23 protein-coding genes are annotated in these 19,931 nt (G+C 66.3%); 6 read left to right on the top strand and 17 right to left on the bottom strand.

The window, feature by feature from the left end:
- Positions 1 to 31: 31 nt before the first annotated feature.
- The 4 genes from purQ to ACW17V_RS13500 all read right to left on the bottom strand — a co-directional run bounded on the left by purQ (position 32) and on the right by ACW17V_RS13500 (position 2,782).
- Complete coding sequence (purQ, locus tag ACW17V_RS13515) at positions 32 to 694, bottom strand: phosphoribosylformylglycinamidine synthase subunit PurQ (protein WP_492105606.1); 663 nt, start codon at positions 692 to 694, stop codon at positions 32 to 34.
- Between the two features lie 54 nt (positions 695 to 748).
- Positions 749 to 1,237, bottom strand: a complete 489-nt coding sequence (locus tag ACW17V_RS13510) for a DUF3291 domain-containing protein (RefSeq protein WP_492105605.1) — start codon at positions 1,235 to 1,237, stop codon at positions 749 to 751.
- A gap of 86 nt (positions 1,238 to 1,323) precedes the next feature.
- A complete protein-coding gene (locus tag ACW17V_RS13505) occupies positions 1,324 to 1,503 on the bottom strand; it encodes a rubredoxin (RefSeq protein WP_419321430.1) in 180 nt (59 codons plus the stop codon).
- Between the two features lie 4 nt (positions 1,504 to 1,507).
- Positions 1,508 to 2,782 (bottom strand): cytochrome P450, encoded by a 1,275-nt coding sequence (locus ACW17V_RS13500; protein WP_492105604.1) that lies wholly within the window; start codon positions 2,780 to 2,782, stop codon positions 1,508 to 1,510.
- 86 nt (positions 2,783 to 2,868) lie between these two features.
- Between ACW17V_RS13500 and ACW17V_RS13495 the strand changes: the two genes are divergently transcribed.
- Entirely contained in the window at positions 2,869 to 3,495 is a 627-nt protein-coding gene (locus tag ACW17V_RS13495) for a TetR/AcrR family transcriptional regulator (protein ID WP_492105603.1), read from the top strand.
- Positions 3,496 to 3,503: 8 nt separating this feature from the next.
- Here ACW17V_RS13495 and ACW17V_RS13490 read toward each other — a convergent pair whose 3' ends face one another.
- From ACW17V_RS13490 to purC, 3 genes are all read right to left on the bottom strand, one after another.
- The gene (locus ACW17V_RS13490; protein WP_492105602.1) at positions 3,504 to 3,734 is read right to left on the bottom strand and encodes a hypothetical protein; all 231 of its coding nucleotides are present in this window, start codon (positions 3,732 to 3,734) and stop codon (positions 3,504 to 3,506) included.
- Positions 3,735 to 3,746: 12 nt separating this feature from the next.
- The gene (purS, locus tag ACW17V_RS13485) at positions 3,747 to 3,986 is read right to left on the bottom strand and encodes a phosphoribosylformylglycinamidine synthase subunit PurS (protein ID WP_421737152.1); all 240 of its coding nucleotides are present in this window, start codon (positions 3,984 to 3,986) and stop codon (positions 3,747 to 3,749) included.
- Positions 3,987 to 4,110: 124 nt separating this feature from the next.
- A complete protein-coding gene (purC, locus tag ACW17V_RS13480) occupies positions 4,111 to 4,869 on the bottom strand; it encodes a phosphoribosylaminoimidazolesuccinocarboxamide synthase (protein WP_419251917.1) in 759 nt (252 codons plus the stop codon).
- Between the two features lie 285 nt (positions 4,870 to 5,154).
- Here purC and ACW17V_RS13475 point away from each other — a divergent pair, with 285 nt between their 5' ends.
- Positions 5,155 to 5,472: a DUF1476 domain-containing protein gene (locus ACW17V_RS13475; RefSeq protein WP_492105601.1), complete on the top strand. Its 318-nt coding sequence runs from the start codon at positions 5,155 to 5,157 to the stop codon at positions 5,470 to 5,472.
- 212 nt (positions 5,473 to 5,684) lie between these two features.
- A complete protein-coding gene (locus tag ACW17V_RS13470) occupies positions 5,685 to 6,842 on the top strand; it encodes a calcium-binding protein (RefSeq protein ID WP_492105600.1) in 1,158 nt (385 codons plus the stop codon).
- Between the two features lie 40 nt (positions 6,843 to 6,882).
- Here ACW17V_RS13470 and ACW17V_RS13465 read toward each other — a convergent pair whose 3' ends face one another.
- The 4 genes from ACW17V_RS13465 to ACW17V_RS13450 form a co-directional block, all read right to left on the bottom strand.
- Entirely contained in the window at positions 6,883 to 8,376 is a 1,494-nt protein-coding gene (locus ACW17V_RS13465; RefSeq protein WP_492105599.1) for an amino acid permease, read from the bottom strand.
- A gap of 226 nt (positions 8,377 to 8,602) precedes the next feature.
- The gene (gene eutC / locus ACW17V_RS13460; protein WP_492105598.1) at positions 8,603 to 9,382 is read right to left on the bottom strand and encodes an ethanolamine ammonia-lyase subunit EutC; all 780 of its coding nucleotides are present in this window, start codon (positions 9,380 to 9,382) and stop codon (positions 8,603 to 8,605) included.
- On the bottom strand, positions 9,379 to 10,755 hold the full coding sequence (locus ACW17V_RS13455) for an ethanolamine ammonia-lyase subunit EutB (protein ID WP_492105597.1): 1,377 nt from the start codon (positions 10,753 to 10,755) through the stop codon (positions 9,379 to 9,381). Before ACW17V_RS13455 ends, eutC begins: the two co-directional genes overlap by 4 nt.
- 95 nt (positions 10,756 to 10,850) lie before the next feature.
- Positions 10,851 to 12,860, bottom strand: coding sequence for a M13 family metallopeptidase (locus tag ACW17V_RS13450; RefSeq protein WP_492105596.1), 2,010 nt, complete (start codon positions 12,858 to 12,860; stop codon positions 10,851 to 10,853).
- A gap of 136 nt (positions 12,861 to 12,996) precedes the next feature.
- On the opposite strand from ACW17V_RS13450, the gene ACW17V_RS13445 reads away from it, so the two are divergent.
- Positions 12,997 to 13,245, top strand: coding sequence for a type II toxin-antitoxin system Phd/YefM family antitoxin (locus ACW17V_RS13445; protein ID WP_492105595.1), 249 nt, complete (start codon positions 12,997 to 12,999; stop codon positions 13,243 to 13,245).
- A complete protein-coding gene (locus ACW17V_RS13440) occupies positions 13,242 to 13,628 on the top strand; it encodes a type II toxin-antitoxin system VapC family toxin (protein ID WP_492105594.1) in 387 nt (128 codons plus the stop codon). The genes ACW17V_RS13445 and ACW17V_RS13440 overlap by 4 nt, the downstream gene beginning before the upstream one ends.
- Here the strand turns inward: ACW17V_RS13440 and ACW17V_RS13435 are convergent.
- From ACW17V_RS13435 to ACW17V_RS13410, 6 genes are all read right to left on the bottom strand, one after another.
- Positions 13,612 to 14,130, bottom strand: coding sequence for a DNA-deoxyinosine glycosylase (locus tag ACW17V_RS13435; protein ID WP_492105593.1), 519 nt, complete (start codon positions 14,128 to 14,130; stop codon positions 13,612 to 13,614). The two genes, ACW17V_RS13440 and ACW17V_RS13435, sit on opposite strands and share 17 nt — an antisense overlap.
- Entirely contained in the window at positions 14,120 to 14,860 is a 741-nt protein-coding gene (locus tag ACW17V_RS13430; protein WP_492105592.1) for a 2OG-Fe(II) oxygenase family protein, read from the bottom strand. The genes ACW17V_RS13435 and ACW17V_RS13430 overlap by 11 nt, the downstream gene beginning before the upstream one ends.
- A gap of 2 nt (positions 14,861 to 14,862) precedes the next feature.
- Positions 14,863 to 16,173 carry an adenylosuccinate lyase gene (gene purB, locus ACW17V_RS13425; RefSeq protein ID WP_492105591.1) on the bottom strand — a complete coding sequence of 437 codons (1,311 nt, stop codon included), beginning with the start codon at positions 16,171 to 16,173 and terminating at the stop codon, positions 14,863 to 14,865.
- 301 nt (positions 16,174 to 16,474) lie between these two features.
- Positions 16,475 to 16,972 (bottom strand): RidA family protein, encoded by a 498-nt coding sequence (locus ACW17V_RS13420; RefSeq protein WP_492105590.1) that lies wholly within the window; start codon positions 16,970 to 16,972, stop codon positions 16,475 to 16,477.
- 24 nt (positions 16,973 to 16,996) lie between these two features.
- Positions 16,997 to 17,395 (bottom strand): c-type cytochrome, encoded by a 399-nt coding sequence (locus tag ACW17V_RS13415; RefSeq protein ID WP_492105589.1) that lies wholly within the window; start codon positions 17,393 to 17,395, stop codon positions 16,997 to 16,999.
- 23 nt (positions 17,396 to 17,418) lie between these two features.
- Positions 17,419 to 19,023 (bottom strand): flavin monoamine oxidase family protein, encoded by a 1,605-nt coding sequence (locus ACW17V_RS13410; protein WP_492105588.1) that lies wholly within the window; start codon positions 19,021 to 19,023, stop codon positions 17,419 to 17,421.
- Between the two features lie 372 nt (positions 19,024 to 19,395).
- Between ACW17V_RS13410 and ACW17V_RS13405 the strand changes: the two genes are divergently transcribed.
- Positions 19,396 to 19,896, top strand: coding sequence for a GNAT family N-acetyltransferase (locus tag ACW17V_RS13405; protein ID WP_492108799.1), 501 nt, complete (start codon positions 19,396 to 19,398; stop codon positions 19,894 to 19,896).
- Positions 19,897 to 19,931 lie beyond the last annotated feature (35 nt).

The raw sequence follows: 19,931 nt of genomic DNA, 5'->3' as shown, positions 1-19,931 counted from the left end.
ATGACATGGACGAGGGGAGAGGATGTGAGTTCTAGGCGCTGGCGAAGATACTGCGGAACAGGATCGCGCCGTCTTCGGAGCCCAAATCGGCGTCGAACGACCGGTCGGGGTGGGGCATCAGGCCCAGGACGTTGCCCTTGGGGTTGACGATGCCGGCGATGTCGCGGGCCGAGCCGTTGGGGTTGTCCTTGTAGCGGAACACCACCTGGCCCTCGCCCTCGAGGCGGTCCAGGGTCTCTTCATCGGCGAAGAAATTGCCCTCGCCGTTGCCGACGGTCATCACCGCCTCGCGCTGCTCGCCGAACTCGGCGGTGAAGCGGGTCTGGCTGTTGACGATATCCAGGGCCACCGGCTTGCAGATGTATTTCAGCTTTTCGTTGCGCAGCAGGGCGCCGGGCAGCAGGCCCGCTTCGCACAGAACCTGGAAGCCGTTGCAGATGCCGACCACGGCCATGCCGTCGCCGGCGGCCTTGACGACTTCCTTCATGACCGGGCTCTGGGCCGCCATGGCGCCGCAGCGCAGATAGTCGCCATAGGAGAAGCCGCCGGGCAGGACGATCAGGTCGAGGTCGTCGGGCAGAGCCGTTTCCTGGTGCCAGACCATCTCGACGCGGGCTCCGGCCGAGCGCTCGATGGCGACCTTGCAATCACGGTCGCAGTTGGACCCCGGGAAGACGATGACGGCGGCTTTCATGGCGCGGGCCTGTAGCACCGTTCGCGCCGCCTGTCAGCGGTTTGGGCTGTAAAACTAGGCCCCGCACTCATCCAGCACCGGCGCGACCGGAATGGCGTCCGGCGCCGGAAAGGGGCTCTTGAAGGTGAAGGCTTGCGCCGTCGGTCCCAGCCTTTCCAGAAGGGCCAGCCTTTGCTTGGCCTCCTCGATCGTCGGACGGTGACCGGCCGGGACCCACCACAGCACCATGAAGACGTCCATGTGCTCGAACCACTCGCGGCGGCGGCGCATGATCTTCACGTGGTCGCCGCGATAGACGAAGGCGCCCAGCGACGGAATGTCGGTCCAGACCGACATGTTGATGGCGATCAGCGGGTCATCGTAGGGGGCAAGATCGGTGGCGTTGTTGCCCTCTCCGGTTAGCCGCCAGACAAAGCCGGGCGAGGCCTCGGCGATGGCGTTCACGGCGTCGAGATTGTCGGCGAAGTCCTTGATCATCGGGTGATCGATCGGCGCCCGGAGGCGGCCGATATTGACCTGCGCCAGTTCGTAGTTCGAGCCCATCACCGTCTCCCGCCAACTCAAACCGAACATTGTGCGGCCAAGCTGGCGAGGGAAGGGGACAGGGTGAAGAAATCGCTGTCTGCGCTTCAGAGCTCGATCATGTCGAAGTCGGACTTGGGCGTTCCGCACAGGGGGCAGATCCAGTGGGCGGGGAGGTCCGCCCATCGGGTTCCGGGCGCCAGGCCTTCGCCCGGATCGCCCTCGGCCTCGTCATAGATGTAGCCGCAGGTTCGGCACTGCCAGACCTTGAAGGGCTCGCTCATGATCGCCTCAGTGCATCTTGAAGCGGATCGGCACCGCCTTGGGGCCGCAGACGAAATTGGCGGTCATCCGGGTGGGCTGGCCGTCCAGCTCGACGCTCTCTACGCGGGCCAGCAGCTCTTCCCACAGCACCCGCATCTCCATCCGCGCCAGGTGCTGGCCCAGGCACACATGGGCGCCGTAGCCGAAGGCCACGTGCTTGTTGGGCGTGCGGTCGATGCGGAAGCTGAAGGGGTCCTCGAACACCGACTCGTCGCGATTGCCCGACGGGTAGGACAGCATCAGCCAGTCGCCCTTGGCGATCTTGCGGCCGGCCAGTTCGGCGTCGGCGGTGGCGGTGCGCATGAAGTGCTTCACCGGCGTCACCCAGCGGATCGACTCCTCGACCAGGCCCGGGATCAGACTGGGATCATTCTTGACGCGGGCGAACTGGTCGGGGTTCTCGGCCAGGGCCCACATCGCGCCCGCGGTGGTCGAGGAGGTGGTGTCGTGCCCCGCCGTGGCGGCGATGATGTAGTAGCTCATCGCTTCCAGGTGGCCCATCGGCTCGCCGTTGACCTTGCCGTTGGCGATGATGCTGGCCAGATCCTCGCGCGGATTGGCCCGGCGATCCTCGGTCATGGCGTTGAAATACATCATGAAGTCCATGATCACCGACTGCAGGCTGTCGATGCCTTCATTGACGTCTGTGGCGACCTTGCCGTCGCGGTTCAGATCGGGGTCGGCGCTGCCGAACAGCTCCTGGGTCAGTTTCAGCATGCGCGGCTCGTCGGCCTCGGGCACGCCCAGGACCTCCATGATCACGTGCAGCGGATAGAGGAAGGCCACGTCGCGGGCGAAGTCGCAGCGGTCGCCCTGGGCGGCCATGCGGTCGATGAAGCTGCGGGCGATCTCGCGGATCCGCGCTTCCAGCGACCGCAGGTTTTGCGGCAGCAGCGAGCCCTGGGTCACGCGGCGGTAGGCGAAGTGGTCGGGATTATCCATCTGGACCAGCGAGCGGACCAGATGCGGCGAGCCGCCCATCATGGCGCGCACCTTCTGGTCGGCCTCGATGGTGGTGACGATCGTCGCGCGGTCGCCGTTGTGGAACAGCTCGTTCTGGCGCTCGACCTCCAGGATGTCGGCATGGCGCGTGACGACCCAGAAGGGGTCGAAGCCGTCGGGCTGGGCCACCTCAAGCGGGCTCTCGCGGCGCAGCCGCGCGAAGGCCTGATCGATGCGGTCGCCGTCGGCATAGGCCTTTGGGTCGACGATGGTGTTTGCGATATCAACGGGGATGGTCATGCGCGAACTCCTGGAACCTCCGGGAGCGGCTCTGCGGCCGCCTTTGTTATTTGCTAGTTGTTCAACAAATAAGTAACCTCCGCAAGATGACATCCACCCTTAAGGTTCCGCTCGTGCGCCGCAGCCAGTCGGATCGCCGCCAGCAGTCTGAAAGCGAGCTGTTGCGCGCGGCGGCCGAGCTGATCGTGGAGCGCGGCATGGCTGCCGCCACCTTCGAGAATATCGGCGCGAGGGCGGGCTACAGCCGGGGTCTGGTGACCCAGCGCTTCGGTTCAAAGCAGGGTCTGATCGAGGCGCTGATCGCGCGGCTGCAGTCGCGGCTGCAACAGCTGCTTGACGCCGGCCAGCTGGAGACGCTGGACGGGCTGGAGGCGATCCTGGGGTTCGTCGATATCTATCTGCGCAATCTGGCCGACGATGGCGAGATGCGCGCCTATTTCGTGCTGATGGCCGGGGCGGTGGCCGAGGTCTCCGCTCTGCGCGGTCCGTTCGCCGCCGCGCACAAGGAGGTCGAAACGCGCCTTGAGGCGCTGTTCCTGCGGGGGCAGGCCGAGGGTGTGATCCGTCAGGGCCTCAACGCCGATGCGGCCGCCCTGATGGTCGGCGCCCTGCTGCTGGGGCTCAGCACCCAGATGCTGGTGGATCCCGGCCTCGATCTGGAACCGATCCGGGAAACCAGCCTGATGACCCTGAGGGTCAGCTTCAGCGCTTGACGCCTGCCTCAGAGGACAGGTTCGGAGAGCTCCAGCCGGCGTTCAATGCGGTTTAGGCGGCCGTCCTGACGATCCAGGGCCACATAGACATTGGCGACGTCTTGATGGGTCGCGAGCATATGTCCGCGCATGGCCTGAAGTTCGGCCTTGAGCTCGCGGACGTCCAAACGAACCTGCGCCACGTCGTTCTGAATGGCTTTCAGGACCTCATAGATCAGGTCGTTTGTGGCTTCGCCCATTGGCGTATCCCGTTAGCCCAGGCTGACAGAATAGCTTTCGATCACGGTGTTGGCGAGCAGCTTGTCACACATCGACTTGACCTCGGCCTTGGCCTTTTCGGCGTCGCCGTCGGCGACGTCGAACTCGATCGTGCGGCCCACGCGGACGTTCTTGACGTCGGCCCAGCCCAGGCCATGCAGCGCGGCTTCGACGGCCTTGCCCTGAACGTCGAGGACGCCGGGCTTGAGGAACACTTGGACCTTGGCTTTCAACTTCTTCTCCTCAAGGGAGAGGGGGGAGCCGCGTGGCGGTGGAGGGCGTACCGTCCACAGCCCAGGGCCTTCCCCCTCCGTCGCCTTCGGCGACACCTCCCCCTTCAGGGGGAGGATCTGAAACCTAATGCATGCCGCCCTGAATGACGGTGGGCATTTCCTTCATGATACCCAGGCGGCGGGCCACCTCGGTATAGCTCTCGATGACATTGCCCAGATCGCGGCGGAAGCGGTCCTTGTCCAGCTTCTCGTTGGTCTGGCTGTCCCACAGGCGGCAGCTGTCGGGGCTGATTTCGTCAGCCAGGATCACGCGGCTGAAGTCGCCTTCGTAGATGCGGCCAAACTCGATCTTGAAGTCGACCAGCGTGATGCCGACGCCGCTGAACAGGCCCGATAGATAGTCGTTCACCCGCAGGGCCATGGCCATCATGTCGTCGATCTCCTGGGTGGCGGCCCAGTTGAACGCGGTGATGTGCTCTTCCGACACCATCGGGTCGTTGAGCTTGTCGTCCTTGTAGTAGAATTCGATGATCGAGCGCGGCAGGGCCTGGCCCTCGGGCAGACCCAAGCGCGTGGCGATCGAGCCGGCGGCGATGTTGCGCACCACCACTTCGAGCGGGATGATCTCGACTTCCTTGATCAGCTGCTCGCGCAGGTTCAGGCGGCGGATGAAGTGGTTCTGCACGCCGATGCCGTTCAGGCGAGTCATCACGTACTCGCTGATCCGGTTGTTGATCACGCCCTTGCCTTCCAGCTGGGCCTTTTTCTCGCCGTTGAAAGCGGTGGCGTCGTCCTTGAAGTACTGGATCAGGGTGCCGGGCTCGGGGCCCTCGTACAGGATCTTGGCCTTGCCTTCGTAGATCTTCTTGCGGCGGGTCGTCATGGCTCTCGTCGAGGCCCTTCATGGATGCGAAGCGCGCGCCCTGATCCGGGGATGCCCGAAGAAACGAAAAGCGCGCGCGGCCGGATAGCTGCGCGCGGCGTTCGACTCAAGGCCGCTCACTGAAAATGTCAGTCGGAACTTATCTGAATGAGGGCGGGCGCGCAAACGTGGGGGTCAGCTTCCGTTCAGGTCCGGGAGCCTAAAGCGAAGGCTGCGGCGTATCCGCCGATTGCGAGTTGGCCCATCACGGGATAGACAGCCGCGTTAGACGCATTTGGGGCCTTCATGACCACCTTCGACGATCGCGAACAGGGTTTCGAACGCAAGTTCGTTCTGGACCAGGACCTTGAGTTCAAGGCGACCGCGCGCCGCAACCGCCTGCTGGGCGAATGGGCCGCCGGCCTGATGGGCCTGGCCACGGCCGAGGAATATGCGCGCGCCGTCGTGAAGTCGGACTTCGAACAGCCCGGCGACGAAGACGTGCTGCGCAAGGTCGCGGGCGATCTCAAGGGCGCGGGCGTCTCGGTGTCCGAGGGCGAAGTGCGCATGAAGATGGACGAACTGCTGGCCCAGGCTCGCGAGCAGATCAAGACCGGCGCTTAAGCCAGACCGGCCAAGCCAGGCGAACAGGGGCCGTCCTTCGGGGCGGCCCTTTTGCTTGGGCGGTCGTTTCCGGGGCGCTCGCGTCGTCGCGGACCAACGCGCGGCCGCAAAACATTGCATTTTATTTAGTTGCGTTACAACGCAAGTCCGTCGACGAACGCTGTTATGGCCCAGCTGGGGCCTAGAGGGACGTTCTTCAGCGAGACTACACCGTGACGACCTATAGCTTTGAAACCATCGGATCGGCCGAAGCCCTGGCGATCGCGCCTTCGGACATCCTGAACTTCGCCCACGGCCCGGCCAACGCCGTGACCGTGCGCTACAGCCCGCTCGACCTGACCCTGCCGGCCCAGATCGAGGTGACGGTCGGCGACCGCACGGTTGCTTTCGGAACCGGCCTTGCCAACCTGACCCAGAACGGCGGCGCCATCTTCGCCGACGGCTCCAAGCTGCTGATCGGCGGGGCCGGAAACGAAACCCTGGGCGGATCGGCGGCCGGCGACGCGCTTTATGGCGGCGCTGGCGACGACAATCTGGACGGCGCTCAGGGCGATGATCTTCTGCAGGGTAACAGCGGCCATGACGTGATCTACGGCGGCAGCGGATCCAACACGATCTATGGCGGCATGGACGACGACATCATCTTTGCGTCCCTGGGCACGGAGACCCGCGGCGCGTTCGCCAATGGCAATCTGGGCGATGACGAGATCTTCGGCGGCGGCGGAGCCGACACCCTGCGGGGCGGCCAGGGCGATGACCTGGTCTCCGGCGGCGCCGGCAATGACTTCCTGGCCGGCGACATCGGCAAGGATGAGCTGTTCGGCGGAGCGGGCGACGACACCCTGCTGGGCGGTCATGGCGATGACATCATCAGCACCGGCGGTGGTCAGGATCGGGTTCTGGGCGGCGACGGCGACGATCTGATCATCATCCAGTATTCGGGCTTGGCCATCGTCGACGGCGAGGGCGGCGACGACGTCATCGTCTCGGCGGCCCCGGGCAAGGACATCCTGTCAGGCGGCGAAGGTCACGACCGGTTCGAATTCGCCACCAGGACCGCACCGGCCGCAGGTCAGGATGACGTGATCCTGGACTGGGAGAGCGGCGACCAGCTGAACTTCGTCGAGGTCAGGATCCAGGCGATTTTGCCGCTGTCCTATTCGGAATTCGCGGCCGACAGCTATGCCCAGGCCTTGGCCATCGCCAACCAGCACATCTCGGGGCCGGGCGCCGTCTATGTGGCGGCCCAGGTCGGCGCGGATGTCATCGTCTTCGCCGAAACCGATGGTGACCGCTCGAACGGCGCCGATATCGCGGTCGTTCTGGCCGGAACCACCCTGGACGAGATCAGCCTGTCCAACTTCGTCTAGGCGACGGCGGCGGGGTCCTTATCGGACCCCGCCGGCTAATCTAGTGCGTCTCGTAGGCGCTCTTTCCGCCATTGATGGCGAAGGCTTCCTCGGGCGACAGCACCAGCTTCTTGCGACCGATCGCGGCGAAATAGGCGATGCCGACCGCGAACCAGATCGCCACGCCGATGACGCCGGTGCGATAGATCGGGTCCTTCAGCTGATAGACGATGGTGACCAGCGAGATGATCACCGTCAGGGCCGCGCCGGTCAGGCCAAAGCGGCTCCTGTAGGGGCGCTCCATGTTCGGGAATTTCCGGCGCAGCAGGATGAACGACGCGCCCTGGGCGACATAGGACAGCATGGCCCCGAACACCGCCATGTTCAGCAGCGTGCCGCCGATCGCCGCCGCGCCCTTTTCGGCGCCCAGGCTGAACCATACCGCCAGCATGACCAGCAGGCCGGCCAGCGAACCGGCGATCAGGGCGATCTCGGGTGTCTTGCGCTCTCCGTGGGTCACCGACAGGGCGCGCGGGAAGTAGCCCGCCCGCGATAGCGAATAGATCTGCCGGCCATAGGCGAAGATGATGGCGTGGAAGCTGGCGATCAGGCCCGCCACCGCCACGGCGGCCAGGACCTTGGCCAGGGCTCCGCCGTAGATCGCCCGGAAGCCGTCGAGGATCGGCTCGCCGGACTTGGACAGGGCGAAGGTTCCGGCCGGGATCGACGAATTCAGCCACAGCACCAGCAGGGCCGAGATGATCAGGGTCAGCATGCCCAGGATGATGCCCCTGGGCAGGTCGCGCTGCGGGGTGTGGGATTCCTCGGCCGCCAGGGGAAGTTGCTCGATGGCCAGGAACAGCCAGACCGCGAAGGGCAGCTGGGCCAGGGCCCCGCCTATCCCCGCCGGCAGGAACGGTCCGTGGCCCTCGGGCAGTTCAGTCCCGCCAGGGCCGACATTGAGGGCGTATCGCATGAAGTCGGCATGGGGCAGGGCGCTGATCCAGAAGACCACAAGGCAGGCCAGGGCCAGAAGGGTGACGAACACCGTGAAGCGGAAGGACATCGCCACGCCGCCGGCGTTCAGGCCGACAAACACGATATAGGCCCCCACCCAGTAGAGCGGCTGGACCCAGGCCGGCGTCTCGAAGATGCCGCCCAGATAGCTGCCGATGAAAAAGCAGACCACGGCGGCGGTCAGCACATATTCGACGTTCTCGCACAGGCCGGTGATGAAGCCGCCCCAAGGCCCCATGGCCGAGCGCGCGAAGGAATAGGCCCCGCCGGTGTGGGGCTGGGCTGCGGCCATTTCGGCGATCGAGAAGGTCAGGCCCAGATACATGACGGTGATGATCAGGGTGGCCACCAGCATGCCGCCCCAGCCGCCGACCCCCATGCCCAGGTTCCAGCCCGAGAACTGGCCCGAGATCACCGCGCCGACGCCCAGCGCCCACAGCGAGAAGACGCCCGCATAGCGCTTGAGACCCCGCTTGTCGAAATAGGCCGCATCGACCTTTTCGTAGCTGACGCCGCCGCCGGCTGATGGTTCGCTCATTGCTCGTCCCCCTGAGTGCGCAACTTCCCCCGAAGCTGCGCCATGGCGGAACCGTCGGCGACTCTCGCGGAGCGCGAAAGAGCGTTTCGGCGATCAGCGTTCACTATTTCGGCGCCGCCAGAGAGGGACGCGCAAAACCCTGTCATCCCGGGCTTGCCTCAGGCAGAGCCGGGATCTAGGCGCGCGTCGGGCGCGGGGCGGCCCGGTTCTTTAGCGGGACGACAGTCTATGGGAATGGCAGGCTTGGAGGAGGCGGCAGCAGCGCCGTATCGCTCTCGTCCTTCAGCGCCACGCCCGTCTGTCCCAGGCGCAGGGCCTCGCGCGCCAGCCAGACCAGCTTGAAGGCGGCCTCGTCGTAGCTGAGTCCTTCGGCGCGGATGTTGGAGACGCAGTTGCGCGCGGCGTCGGTCAGGCCCACCCGGGGCGCGAAGGTCAGATAGGCGCCCAGACTGTCGGGCGAGGACAGGCCGGGCCGCTCGCCGACCAGCAGAAGGACCAGACGCGCGCCCAGCCGCTCGCCGACCGCGTCGCCCAGCGCCACGCGGGCCTGATGGGCGACGATCACCGGCGCCAGGCTCAAGCCCTCGGCGCGGATCAGGGGCAGAAGGGCGGCGATCAGCGATGCGGCGTGGGCGTGGACGGCGGTGCTGGACAGACCGTCGGCGACGACGATGGCCAGATCGGCCGACCTGCGCGGCGCGCGCTCCAGCGCGGCGCGGCTGGCGGCTGACAGCTGTCGGCCCAGGTCGGGGCGCCGCAGATAGGTCGCGCGATCCGGCGCGGCGCTTTCGACAGGCAGGACCGCAAGGCCGAGGCCGGCGACGGCGTCGGTCACCGCCTGGATATCGAACGGTGTATGCACCGCGTCGCGGGCCTGGGCGTGAGCCAGGGAGAAGGCCAGGACCTCGCTCGTCGGCAGGCTGGCGCCGGTGCGGCCCAGGGCGATTCGGGCAGGGGTGTGGCGGCGGAGGGCCGTCCACGGATCGGGCGGAACCGGCGCGCTCATGCGTCCGCCGTCAGCAGCGGGTGACCGGCGCTGGATGGGGTCAGGCGGCCGTCGGCGCCGGTGATCTTCAGGCGCTGCAGCCAGGCCTCGAACTCCGGCGCGCGCCTGCGGCCCAGCAATTCGCGGACATAGAGGGCGTCGTGGAACGAGGTCGACTGGTAGTTCAGCATCACGTCGTCGGCGCCCGGCACGCCCATGATGAAGGTGACGCCCGCTGCGGCCAGCAGGGTCAGCAGGCTGTCCATGTCGTCCTGGTCGGCTTCGGCATGGTTGGTGTAGCAGACGTCCACGCCCAGGGGCGCGCCCAGCAGCTTGCCGCAGAAGTGGTCCTCGAGACCGGCCCGGATGATCTGCTTGCCGTCATAGAGGTATTCTGGGCCGATGAACCCGACCACGCTGTTGACCAGCAGCGGCTCGAACGCCCGCGCCACGCCGTACGCCCTGGCCTCAAGCGTCTGCTGGTCGACGCCGTGGTGCGCGCCGGCCGACAGGGCTGAGCCCTGGCCGGTCTCGAAATACATGACGTTGTCGCCGACCGTTCCCCGCTTCAGCGAGCGCCCGGCGTCCAGGCCTTCCTTGAGCAGCGATAGGGTGACGCCGAAGCTGGCATTGGCGGCCTGCGTGCCCGCGATCGACTGGAAGACCAGGTCCACCGGCGCGCCGCGCTCGATCAGGGCGATGGCGCTGGTCACGTGGGTCAGGACGCAGGACTGGGTCGGGATCTCGAAGCGCTGGATCAGGTCGTCCATCAGTCGGCTCAGATCGCCCAGCACCGAGAGGTTGTCGCTGGCCGGATTGATGCCGATCACCGCGTCGCCGCAGCCGTAGAGCAGGCCATCGAGGATCGAGGCGGTGATCCCGGCAGGATCGTCTGTCGGGTGATTGGGCTGCAGCCGCACGGCCATGGTCCCGGGCAGGCCGATGGTGTTGCGAAACTTCGTCGTCACTTGGCACTTGCTGGCCGCCAGGATCAGGTCCTGGTTGCGCATGATCTTGCTGACCGCGGCGACCATTTCGGGCGTCAGGCCCGGCGCGAGCGCGGCCAGGACGGCGGGTGTGGCGGCGTCCGACAGCAGCCAGTCGCGGAACCCGCCGACCGTCAGGCTGGCGACCGGCGCGAAGGCGGCCGCGTCGTGGCTGTCGAGGATCAGGCGGGTGACCTCGTCGGCCTCGTAGGGGACGACGGCCTCGGTGAGGAAAGTCTTCAGCGGCGTGTCGGCCAGCACCATCCTGGCGGCGACGTTCTGCTGGGCGCTGGTGGCCGCGACACCGGCCAGCATGTCGCCCGAGCGGGGGGGCGAGGCCTTGGCCATCAGATCGGCCAGACCGTCGAAGGCATAGGTCGTTCCGGCCACGGCGCGCGCATAGGTCATGGTCGCAGCCTGACCTGCAAACGCGCCGCCGACAAACAAAAGCGGGAGCGTGATCGCCACGCCCCCGCCCTTGCCGTCTCGATGATCAGTCGGCGCTACCAGACCCGCGAGCGGGCCTCTGGCGCCAGATAGTAGGTCTCGCCGGCCTTTACGCCGAAGGCGGCGTACCACTCGTCGACATTGCGCGTGGGGCCGATGACCCGGAAGTTCGACGGCGAGTGCGGATCGGACGCCATCTGCTGCTTCAACGCATCGTCGCGTTCCTTGGCGCGCCACGACTGGGCGAAGGCCAGGAACAGGCGCTGGTCGCCGCTCATGCCGTCGATCACCGGCGCGGGCTTGCCGCCCAGCGAGGCGTGATACGCGTCCAGGGCCACCTGCAGGCCGGCCAGGTCGGCGATGTTCTCGCCCATGGTCAGCTTGCCGTTGATCTTGGCGCCGGGGACCGGTTCGTACTGGTCGTACTGCTTGCCCAGAATATCGGCCTGGGCCTCGAAGCGTTTGGCGTCCTCGGCCGTCCACCAGTCGCGCAGGGCGCCCTTGGCGTCGATCTTGCGGCCCTGATCGTCGAAGCCGTGGCTGATCTCGTGGCCGATCACCGCGCCGATGGCGCCGTAGTTCACCGCCGGGTCGGCGGCGGGATCGAAATAAGGCGCCTGCAGGATGCCGGCCGGGAAGACGATCTTGTTTTCAAGGCCGCCATTGTAGGCGTTGACCGTCTGCGGGGTCATCGCCCACTTGCCGGCGTCGACGGGCTTGCCCAGGTCGCTCAAGGCGTAGGCCCACTCGAAGGCGCGGCTGCGCGAAACGTTGCCATAGAGGTCGGCGGCGTCGATCTTCAGACCCGAATAGTCGCGCCACTTGTCGGGATAGCCGACCATGACCTTCATCTTGGAGAGCTTGGTCTGGGCCTCGACCTTGGTGGCCGCCGCCATCCACGGCGACTGCTCGATGCGCTTGGACATCGCCGTCTTCAGATTGGCGATCAGCTCGACCATCTGGGCCTTGGACGAGGGCGGGAAGTATTTGGCCACATAGGTCTGACCGACGACCTCGCCGACGGTGCTGTCGACCAGGCCGACGCCGCGCTTCCAGCGGGGGCGCAGGGCCGATTGACCGCTGAGGGCCTTCACATATTCAAAGCGGCTGTCGACGAAGCGCTTGGACAGATAGGGCGAGGCTTCCTCGACGATGTGGAAGGTCTGCCAGGCCTTCAGCGTGTCGAGCGACGTGGCCTCATAGACGTTGGTGATGTCGCGCACGGCGGTCTTCTCGCCCAGCACCACCTTGGTCACGCCCGGCATGCCGGCGGCGGCCAGATAGTCCGCCCACGGGAAGTTGGGGGCATAGGCCGCGAGGTCGGCGATCGCGATCGGGTTATAGACCTTGTCGATGTCGCGACGGTCGGCGACGGCCCAGCTGGCCTTGGCGATGGCGGTCTCGAAGGCCACCACGTCGGCGGCGGACTTGGCCGGGTCGGCATAGCCGGCCATCTTCAGGGCGCGCTCGATGAAGGCCGTATAGGCCGCCAGCTGCGGCTTGAAGCCGTCGGTCAGATAGTAGTCGCGGTCCGGCAGGCCCAGGCCCGACTGACCGACCCAGAGGGTGTTGATCTCAGGGTTCTTGGCGTCCGCATAGATATCCAGCGAGAACACGTCGCTGCCGAACCCGCCGTGGGCGCGGCCCATGGCCAGAGCGAAGTCGGCCTTGCTGGTCAGGGCGGCGACCTTGGCCAGATCGGCCTTCAGCGGCTTGTCGTCGATGGCTTCGACCTGGGCCTCGTTGATGAAGCTCTTGTACAGGCCGCCGATCTGGGTCGAGGCGTCGGCGGTCTCGATCAGGGTGCGCAGTTGGTCCTGCGAGCGGTTGAACACGTCATAGCCGACGCCGGCCGAGCCCTGGTCAGCCGGGATCTCGGTGCGGGCCTGCCAGGCGCCATTGGCGTGCCGGTTGAAGTCGGCGCCGGGCGCGACGGTGGTGTCGCGGGCGGTCAGATCGACGCCCCACGCGCCGTACATCGGCTTGGCGGTTTCGGCGGCGCAGGCGGCCGAAACCGCGACGGACATGGCGATCGCGGACGTCGCGGCCAGCAGGATGGTGCGCATGATTGGAAGTCTCTCCCCAGGAAGGCGGGATGCTGCCCCAAGCGGGACAGGAAGGCAGATGAAAAGGTTGTAATGTTCGAGGCTGATTGATTTTTACTGGCGGCTTAGCTAATCTTCTTAGCTAAGCGAGGCCTCCATGACCGTCGTCACCATCCACTACGCCAAGACTAATCTCTCGCGCCTGCTGGCCGAAGTCGAAGCCGGCGGCGAGGTCATCATCGCGCGTGGCAAGACGCCAGTGGCCAAACTGGTCCCGACACCGGCCGAGCCGGTGAAGCCGAAGCGACAAGCCGGAATGTGGAAGGGGCGCATTGGGTTTGACGAGAGTTTCTCCGATCCGCTGCCAGAAGATGAATTGGCGCTCTGGAACGGTGAAGGCGATTGAGGCTACTGCTCGACACGCACGCCCTGCTTTGGTGGGGCGAGAACAATGAGCGGCTGAGCCGAGGGGCGGCTGAAGCCATCGACTCCGGTAATCATGAGGTTTTCGTCAGTGCGGTATCCGCGATGGAGATCGCGATGAAATTTCGCCTGGGTAAACTGCCCAGCGCGAAGCCTCTGGCCTTGGCGTTCGAGGTCGAGACCAGCGCCATGGGGTTCTTGCCGCTCCCGATCACTCTGACGCATGCTCGTGTCGCCGGTTCGCTGACCATCTCCCACAAGGACCCGTTTGATCGCCTGCTGATTGCTCAAGCGTTGGTCGAGGAGATCACGCTGGTGTCGAACGAGGCCATCTTTGATGGCTCGGGCATCAGTCGTCTCTGGTAGGCGAAAGCCGCTCTCTCAAAACGCCCCACGCATCAGCCTTCTCCGCAAAACTCCGCGCCGCATGGGCGGGGCTGGAGGAGGGCAGGGTGATCAGTTCGATCCTGCCGGCTATCGGCGCCAGCAGGCGTGAGCCCAGCTTGGCCGACGCGCCGCCGTTGAACGCCACCGCGCGCAGGGCCGGCAAGGTCTCGATCAGGGCGAGCAGGTCATTGGCGCGCGGATCGAGGATGGCCGCGTCGAGGCTGCCGCGCCGCTCGGCCTCGGCCACGACATCCCACAAACCCACGCCACGTGATTGCAGGGTCGCCAGACGGTCCTCATAGGGCAGTTCGACCAGCTGTTCGTCCAGCACCGTCTCCAGCAACCGCCAGAAGGCGTTGCGCGGGTTGGCGTAGTATTGGCCAGCCGCCAGCGAGGCCTCGCCGGGCAGGCTGCCGAGGATCAGGACGCGGGTGTTTGCATCGACGACCGGCGGGAAGCTTCTCTTGCGTTCAGCGGCCATTGGGCGGGTCGTTCCGCAGCCAGCCGGTGACGGTCAGGCGCGGGGCGCCGGCATAGGGGGCGACGGGCGCGACGGAGTGTCTGCGCGGCACCTTGAACAGGGTCAGCACATTGAAGGCGGGCGCGAAGCCGCGCTCGACGTCGCCGGCGTCATCGTGAAACAGCAGCTGGCCGCCCCAGTCGGGTCGCCACTGGCGGGTGAGGCCCAGGGTATAGGCCGCCAGCCGCTCGCCGACCCCGGTGTCGTCATGCAGGGTCAGGAAGTCGGCGGGCCGATAGAGGGTGGCCTGGGCGTCGACCTTGGTGATGGCCGTCTCGCCTGTGACCGCCGCGCCGAAGGCGATGAAGTCCGGACTGTTGAGGAAGGCCGTCAGGGCGTGAACCGGGTGGCCCGGGTCGCGGCCTTCGACGAAGGCGTTGATCATCGGATAGCCCAGATAGATATAGGCAAATCCCGCTCGGGCGCGGAGCGTCGCCGCATGCAGGCGGGCCGCTACCGCATCGGCGCCCAGCTCGGCGCGGCGGGCGCGGTCAAGAACCTCGGCGCGCCCCGTCTCGGTCGAGCAGATCACGTCCCAGTCCAGGGTCTGCTCCAGAATGCCGGCCAGGCGATCAACGACCGCCGGCTCGAACACATCGGGGATACGCACCAGACCCTCGCGCGCATAGGCCGGCGCGAAGGCCGCCGGATCCAGCGCCGGATTGAGGCGAAGGATCGGCGCTTCTGTCATGCCTAGGCTTGCTCGCCGAACACGCGCTTGAAGATCACGTCGACGTTCTTGGTGTGGTAGCCGTAGTCGAACAGCTCTTCGAGCACGCTGTCGGACAGGGCCTTGGAGACCACGGGGTCGGCCTTGAGGAAGTCGATGAACTTACCCTCGCCGCGCCACACCTTCATCGAATTGCCCTGCACGGCGGCATAGGCGTCTTCTCTGGAGACACCCTCTTGCGTCAGGGCCAGCATGACCCGCTGCGAGAACACCAGGCCCCCCAGCTTGTCGAGGTTCCTGGCCATGTTCTCGGGATAGATGTTGAAGCGCTCGATGACGCTGGCCATGCGGCGCAGGGCGAAGTCGAGGTGGACGGTGGCGTCCGGCCCGATACCACGCTCGACCGACGAGTGGCTGATGTCGCGCTCGTGCCAGAGGGCGACATTTTCCAGGGCCGGGGTCACGGCCGAGCGGACCAGACGGGCGAGGCCGGTCAGGTTCTCGGTCAGGATCGGGTTGCGCTTGTGCGGCATGGCCGACGAGCCCTTCTGGCCGACCTCGAACGGCTCCTCGGCCTCCAGCACTTCCGTGCGCTGCAGGTGGCGGATCTCCGTGGCCAGGCGCTCGATGGACGAGGCGACCACGCCCAGGGCGCAGAAATAGGCGGCGTGGCGGTCGCGCGGGATGACCTGGGTCGAGACCGGCTCGACGGTCAGGCCCATCATCTTGGCGACATGCTCTTCGACGCGCGGATCGACATTGGCGAAGGTGCCGACGGCGCCGGAGATCGCGCAGGTGGCGATCTCGAACTTGGCCATGGCCAGGCGCTCCTTGGCGCGCTGGAACTCGGCATAATAGCCGGCGAGCTTGAGGCCGAACGTCACCGGTTCAGCGTGGATGCCGTGGCTGCGGCCGACGCAGACGGTCATCTTGTGCTCAAGCGCCCGGCGCTTCAGCGCGGCCAGCAGCAGGTCGACGCCCTCGATCAGCAGATCGGTCGAGCGCGACAGCTGTACGGCGAAGCAGGTGTCCAGTACGTCGGAAGACGTCATGCCCTGGTGCAGGAAGCGGGCCTCGGGACCGACGATTTCCGACACGTGGGTCAGGAAGGCGATGACGTCATGCTTGGTGACGCGCTCGATCTCGTCGATGCGGTCGCTGTCCCAGACCGCGTCGCGGCCCTTTTCCCAGATCGTCTGGGCGGAAAGCTTGGGGATGACCCCAAGTTCGGCCATGGCGTCGGCGGCGTGGGCCTCGATCTCGAACCAGATCTTGTACTTGGTCTGGCTGGACCAGATGGCGGCGGCTTCGGGGCGGGCGTAGCGGCTGATCATGGACGGGGCGTTTCGGCCGGACCGCCGCTTGAGTCAAGCATCATGGCCGGCGCAAGCCGGACAAAAAGACGGCCGCCCTCCAGGAGGAGAAGGCGGCCGAGTCATTGGGAGGAAACGCCCTAGAAGGGCATCACCTGTATAGCGCAGCTCGAATTGTTTGACAACGTTGTCATGGAGGTTAATTCGGACTTCGGTGAAAAGGCGGCCGAGACGCGCGCTGGCCAACGAAAAAGGAGACAGGCGCGAACCTGTCTCCCTCTGCGAAGGCCAAGCCAACACCCGCCGGAGCGGGATGGCGTAGCTACTTCTTCTTGGCGGCCTGGACCTCGATCTCGACCAGCATGCCACCGGCCACGAGACCGGAGACCTGGCTGGTGATGCGCGAGGGCTTGTTGGGCTGCTCGGCGGTGCCGAAGAAGGTCTTGTAGGCCTCCATCATGCCGGCGAAGTCCATCTTGCCTTCCTTGGCGGGGTCGCCGACCAGCAGGACGCGCATCATCACGACGTCGCCCATGGTGGCGCCCTGGGTCTTCAGCGCATCTTCGATGCGCTTCAGCACGCCCATGGTCTGGGTCTTGGTGTCGCCATAGGTGGCGGTCAGGGCGGGCGAGCCCTTGGGGTCGATCATCGGCGGGGTCATGCCGCTGACATAGATCGTGTCGTAGCCGGCGGGCACGGTGACGACGCTGGCGATGGCCGACTTGGGGTCACCGCCGCGGACGATGTCCTGGGCGGACGCCGCGCCGACGAAGGTGGTCGCCAGGGCGAGGCTGGCGGCGAGGGTGGCGAAACGGTTCATGGTCTTCTCCTTGAAGGGGGTCGATCAGTGAGCTTGCAGGCCGCGGGCCTTCTGGGCGGCCTTGGCCTTGGCGCGGATGGCGGCGACCTCGGCGGCCGTTACCGGCTTGCCCTTGTTGCCCCACGAGGTGCGGACATAGCTGAGAATGCCAGCCAGATCGGCGTCGTTGATGTCGTCCTTGAAGGCCGGCATGCCGGCCCGGCCGTTCAGCACCGTGGTGACCAGCGGAACCGGCGGGCCGTTGACCAGCGGCGAGCCGGCCAGGGTCGGGAAGGCGCCCTTGATGCCCTTGCCGGTCACCTGGTGGCAGGCAGAGCAGTTGTCTTCATAGAGGCTCTTGGGCGGCGGCGCGGCCGAGGCGACAGCGGGGGCCGACGCAGCCGCGACAAGGCAGAGCAGGGCGAAGCGGGAAGCAAACTTCATTTTTGTTCTCGGGTCCTCAGGTCTCAGGCCTGTTGCACGCGGGCGTGGATCTTGGCGATCTGCTGCCAGGCCGACTCGATGGCCCCGGCCTGCCAGCCGCCAAGGTAGCTGAGGTGTTCGCCGGCGAGATAGAGGCGACCGTCGGGTTCGCACAGCACGGGATAGGCGTCACGCCGTCCGGCCTCGCCCCACTCGGCCCAGCCGCCCAGATTGTACTCGGCCAGGTGCCAGCAGAACGAGAAGGCGTTCTCGTAGTTGGCGGCATATTCGGGGAACACCTTCTGGCCGCCGGCGACGGCGAAGGCCGCGCGTTCCGCCGGCTTCATGGCGCTGATGCGCGCCGCTTGGCCGCCGAAATTGTAGAAGCCCAGCAGCACGCCCTTCTGGCTCTGCCAACCGGTGGAGGGCAGGGTGATCGTGCCGATGCCGGAAATGTCGTTGTAGATGTGACCGCCGTAGATGTGGTGGCTCTCTTCCCAGAACCGGGTCTTCATCTGCAGGCCGATCTTGTTGACCGGCGCATAGGCCACGCCCGCCATCGCCGCCTTGAACGGGGCCGAGGCGTCGATATCGATCTGCTTGAGCACACTGAGCGGGATGGTGCAGACGCAGTAGTCGGCCTCGATCTCGCCGGTCTTGCCCGAGGCCTCCTTGAAGGCGACCTGCACGCCTTTGTCGGTCTGCTTGATCTTCTCGACCACGGTCGAATAGCGGATCATCGGACCGACCTGCTTTTCGAAGGCCTTGGCGATCTGGTCCATGCCCCCGATCGGCTGCAGCATGGTGCGCTGCTGCTCGTAGCCGGTGACGGAACTCAGAACCCGCCAAGCGCCGCTGTCGAGTACGTCCTTGAAGGCGAAAGGCGGCAGTTCCTTGCCTGGACCTGGATCAACGCCGGCGCCGGGATGTACGGAGAAGCCGCGCCCCTCGGTGCCTGTGTAAGCCAGATCCTTGGGCGACAGCCGGCCTTCGTTGATCATGTAGGCCACGAACTTCTCGCGGTCGGCCGGGGTGAGGGCGGCGTCGAGTTCGCCCTTGCTGGCGGCCTTGGCGATCAGCTCGGCGGCGTAGCCGCGGGCGTCGGCGGCGATCTCGCCCTTGCGGATCGGCTTACCCTTCAGCGGGCCTTCGCCCTTCTCGAAATAGACATAGGCGGCGTCATTGTCGTTGACGAAGCTCTCCAGCAGCACGCCGAACAGCTTGGTGTAGTGCAGGGTCGAGCGGTGGTGATACGGGATCCGCCACGGGCCGTGGTTGATATAGAGGCCCTCGTCGAACTCGCAGGTCTGCTTGTGGCCCAGCAGGTCGGTGTGCTCGAAGCCCTTGCGCGCCGTCTGGCAGCGGCCGCCGGCGAAGGCGCGGGCTTCCAGGATCTGCACCTGATAGCCAGCCTTGGAGAGTTCATAGGCGGCGGTCATGCCGGCCAGGCCCGCGCCCAGGACGATGATCTTCGTGCCCTTGGCGTCGCCGGTCAGGGTGGGCGGCAGTTCGGTGGCCGAGGCCATCCCAAAACCCAGGGCGTCCATGCCCGAAAGCGCCAGGGAAATGCCGCCGACCGCGGCGAGGCCCTCGAAGAAACGCCGCCGTGTCAGAACTCCGCCCGTCGCCGGGCCTGCAGTCGTATTCATGCCAATCCGCCACTAAAAACAGCCGACGCCGAAAACGCGTGCATCGCCGTGACGATACACATTTCGTTCCTTCGGTCGAACGCGCCCCCGCCGAAGTCCGGGGCATCTCGAAATTTCGAGGGAACCGGCGCAACCCGATTTAGGGCGCCGGCCGATCTGACATGTTAGATGCGTCCTGGATGCTCCGCCCTTGGGCACCTTGGGCGCCCCCTGTGCGAACCGTGGGCGGGTGGCGATGATCAAACGGAGGGCGCCGGAATCACTCTTCCTTCGCCCGAGGCGCGACGCATCAACGGACCAGGGTGGTGCGAGGAGAACGCCGTGAACACAACAGGATCCCAACTTCGCCTTCGACTGGCGCGCCCCGAGGACATGCCGGTTCTGTCGGCCCTGATGAACGCGGCGATCAGCGAGCTTCTGACGCCGTTCCTGCCGCCCGAAGGCGTGAAAGCCTCGTTCGAGATCATGGGGCTGGACAGCCAGCTGATCGCCGACGGCACCTATTTCGTGGTCGAGCACGGTGACCAGATCGCCGGCTGCGGCGGCTGGAGCCGGCGCGCCACGCTGTTTGGCGGCGATCATTCGGTCGGGCGGGACGCCGCGCTGCTGGATCCTGCGGTCGACGCCGCGCGGGTGCGGGCGATGTACACGCACCCCGACCATACCCGCAAAGGCGTGGGCCGCCGGGTGCTGGACGCCTGCGAGGCGGCTGCGGCGGCTGAGGGATTCGCCCGCGCCGAGATGGCGGCGACCATGGGCGGCGTGCCGCTCTATCGCGCCTGCGGCTATCAGGACATCGAGCCGTTCACGGCGATGACGTCGAGCGGTTACGCGGTGCCTCTGATCCGTATGGGCAAGGCGCTGGCGCGCTAGCGGGGAAGTCGGCCAAAACGAAAAGGGCCAGGCTT

It is taken from the genome of Caulobacter sp. FV2ye17ST, from assembly GCF_058680955.1.
Note: the sequence above shows the minus strand (reverse complement) of the source record. Positions and strands in the feature narration are given on the sequence as shown.

Bases quoted from the DNA above. Each gene is read 5' to 3' on its own strand.
- purB (WP_492105591.1), bottom strand. From the start codon at position 16,173: ATGATCAGCCGCTACGCCCGCCCCGAAGCCGCCGCCATCTGGTCCAGC.
- ACW17V_RS13490 (WP_492105602.1), bottom strand. From the start codon at position 3,734: ATGGGCGAAGCCACAAACGACCTGATCTATGAGGTCCTGAAAGCCATT.
- ACW17V_RS13450 (WP_492105596.1), bottom strand. From the start codon at position 12,860: ATGCGCACCATCCTGCTGGCCGCGACGTCCGCGATCGCCATGTCCGTC.
- ACW17V_RS13465 (WP_492105599.1), bottom strand. From the start codon at position 8,376: ATGAGCGAACCATCAGCCGGCGGCGGCGTCAGCTACGAAAAGGTCGAT.
- ACW17V_RS13455 (WP_492105597.1), bottom strand. From the start codon at position 10,755: ATGACCTATGCGCGCGCCGTGGCCGGAACGACCTATGCCTTCGACGGT.
- eutC (WP_492105598.1), bottom strand. From the start codon at position 9,382: ATGAGCGCGCCGGTTCCGCCCGATCCGTGGACGGCCCTCCGCCGCCAC.
- ACW17V_RS13510 (WP_492105605.1), bottom strand. From the start codon at position 1,237: ATGGGCTCGAACTACGAACTGGCGCAGGTCAATATCGGCCGCCTCCGG.
- ACW17V_RS13475 (WP_492105601.1), top strand. From the start codon at position 5,155: ATGACCACCTTCGACGATCGCGAACAGGGTTTCGAACGCAAGTTCGTT.
- ACW17V_RS13415 (WP_492105589.1), bottom strand. From the start codon at position 17,395: ATGAAGTTTGCTTCCCGCTTCGCCCTGCTCTGCCTTGTCGCGGCTGCG.
- ACW17V_RS13430 (WP_492105592.1), bottom strand. From the start codon at position 14,860: ATGACAGAAGCGCCGATCCTTCGCCTCAATCCGGCGCTGGATCCGGCG.
- ACW17V_RS13495 (WP_492105603.1), top strand. From the start codon at position 2,869: ATGACATCCACCCTTAAGGTTCCGCTCGTGCGCCGCAGCCAGTCGGAT.
- purC (WP_419251917.1), bottom strand. From the start codon at position 4,869: ATGACGACCCGCCGCAAGAAGATCTACGAAGGCAAGGCCAAGATCCTG.
- ACW17V_RS13420 (WP_492105590.1), bottom strand. From the start codon at position 16,972: ATGAACCGTTTCGCCACCCTCGCCGCCAGCCTCGCCCTGGCGACCACC.
- ACW17V_RS13410 (WP_492105588.1), bottom strand. From the start codon at position 19,023: ATGAATACGACTGCAGGCCCGGCGACGGGCGGAGTTCTGACACGGCGG.
- ACW17V_RS13500 (WP_492105604.1), bottom strand. From the start codon at position 2,782: ATGACCATCCCCGTTGATATCGCAAACACCATCGTCGACCCAAAGGCC.
- ACW17V_RS13435 (WP_492105593.1), bottom strand. From the start codon at position 14,130: ATGGCCGCTGAACGCAAGAGAAGCTTCCCGCCGGTCGTCGATGCAAAC.
- purQ (WP_492105606.1), bottom strand. From the start codon at position 694: ATGAAAGCCGCCGTCATCGTCTTCCCGGGGTCCAACTGCGACCGTGAT.
- ACW17V_RS13405 (WP_492108799.1), top strand. From the start codon at position 19,396: ATGCCGGTTCTGTCGGCCCTGATGAACGCGGCGATCAGCGAGCTTCTG.
- ACW17V_RS13445 (WP_492105595.1), top strand. From the start codon at position 12,997: ATGACCGTCGTCACCATCCACTACGCCAAGACTAATCTCTCGCGCCTG.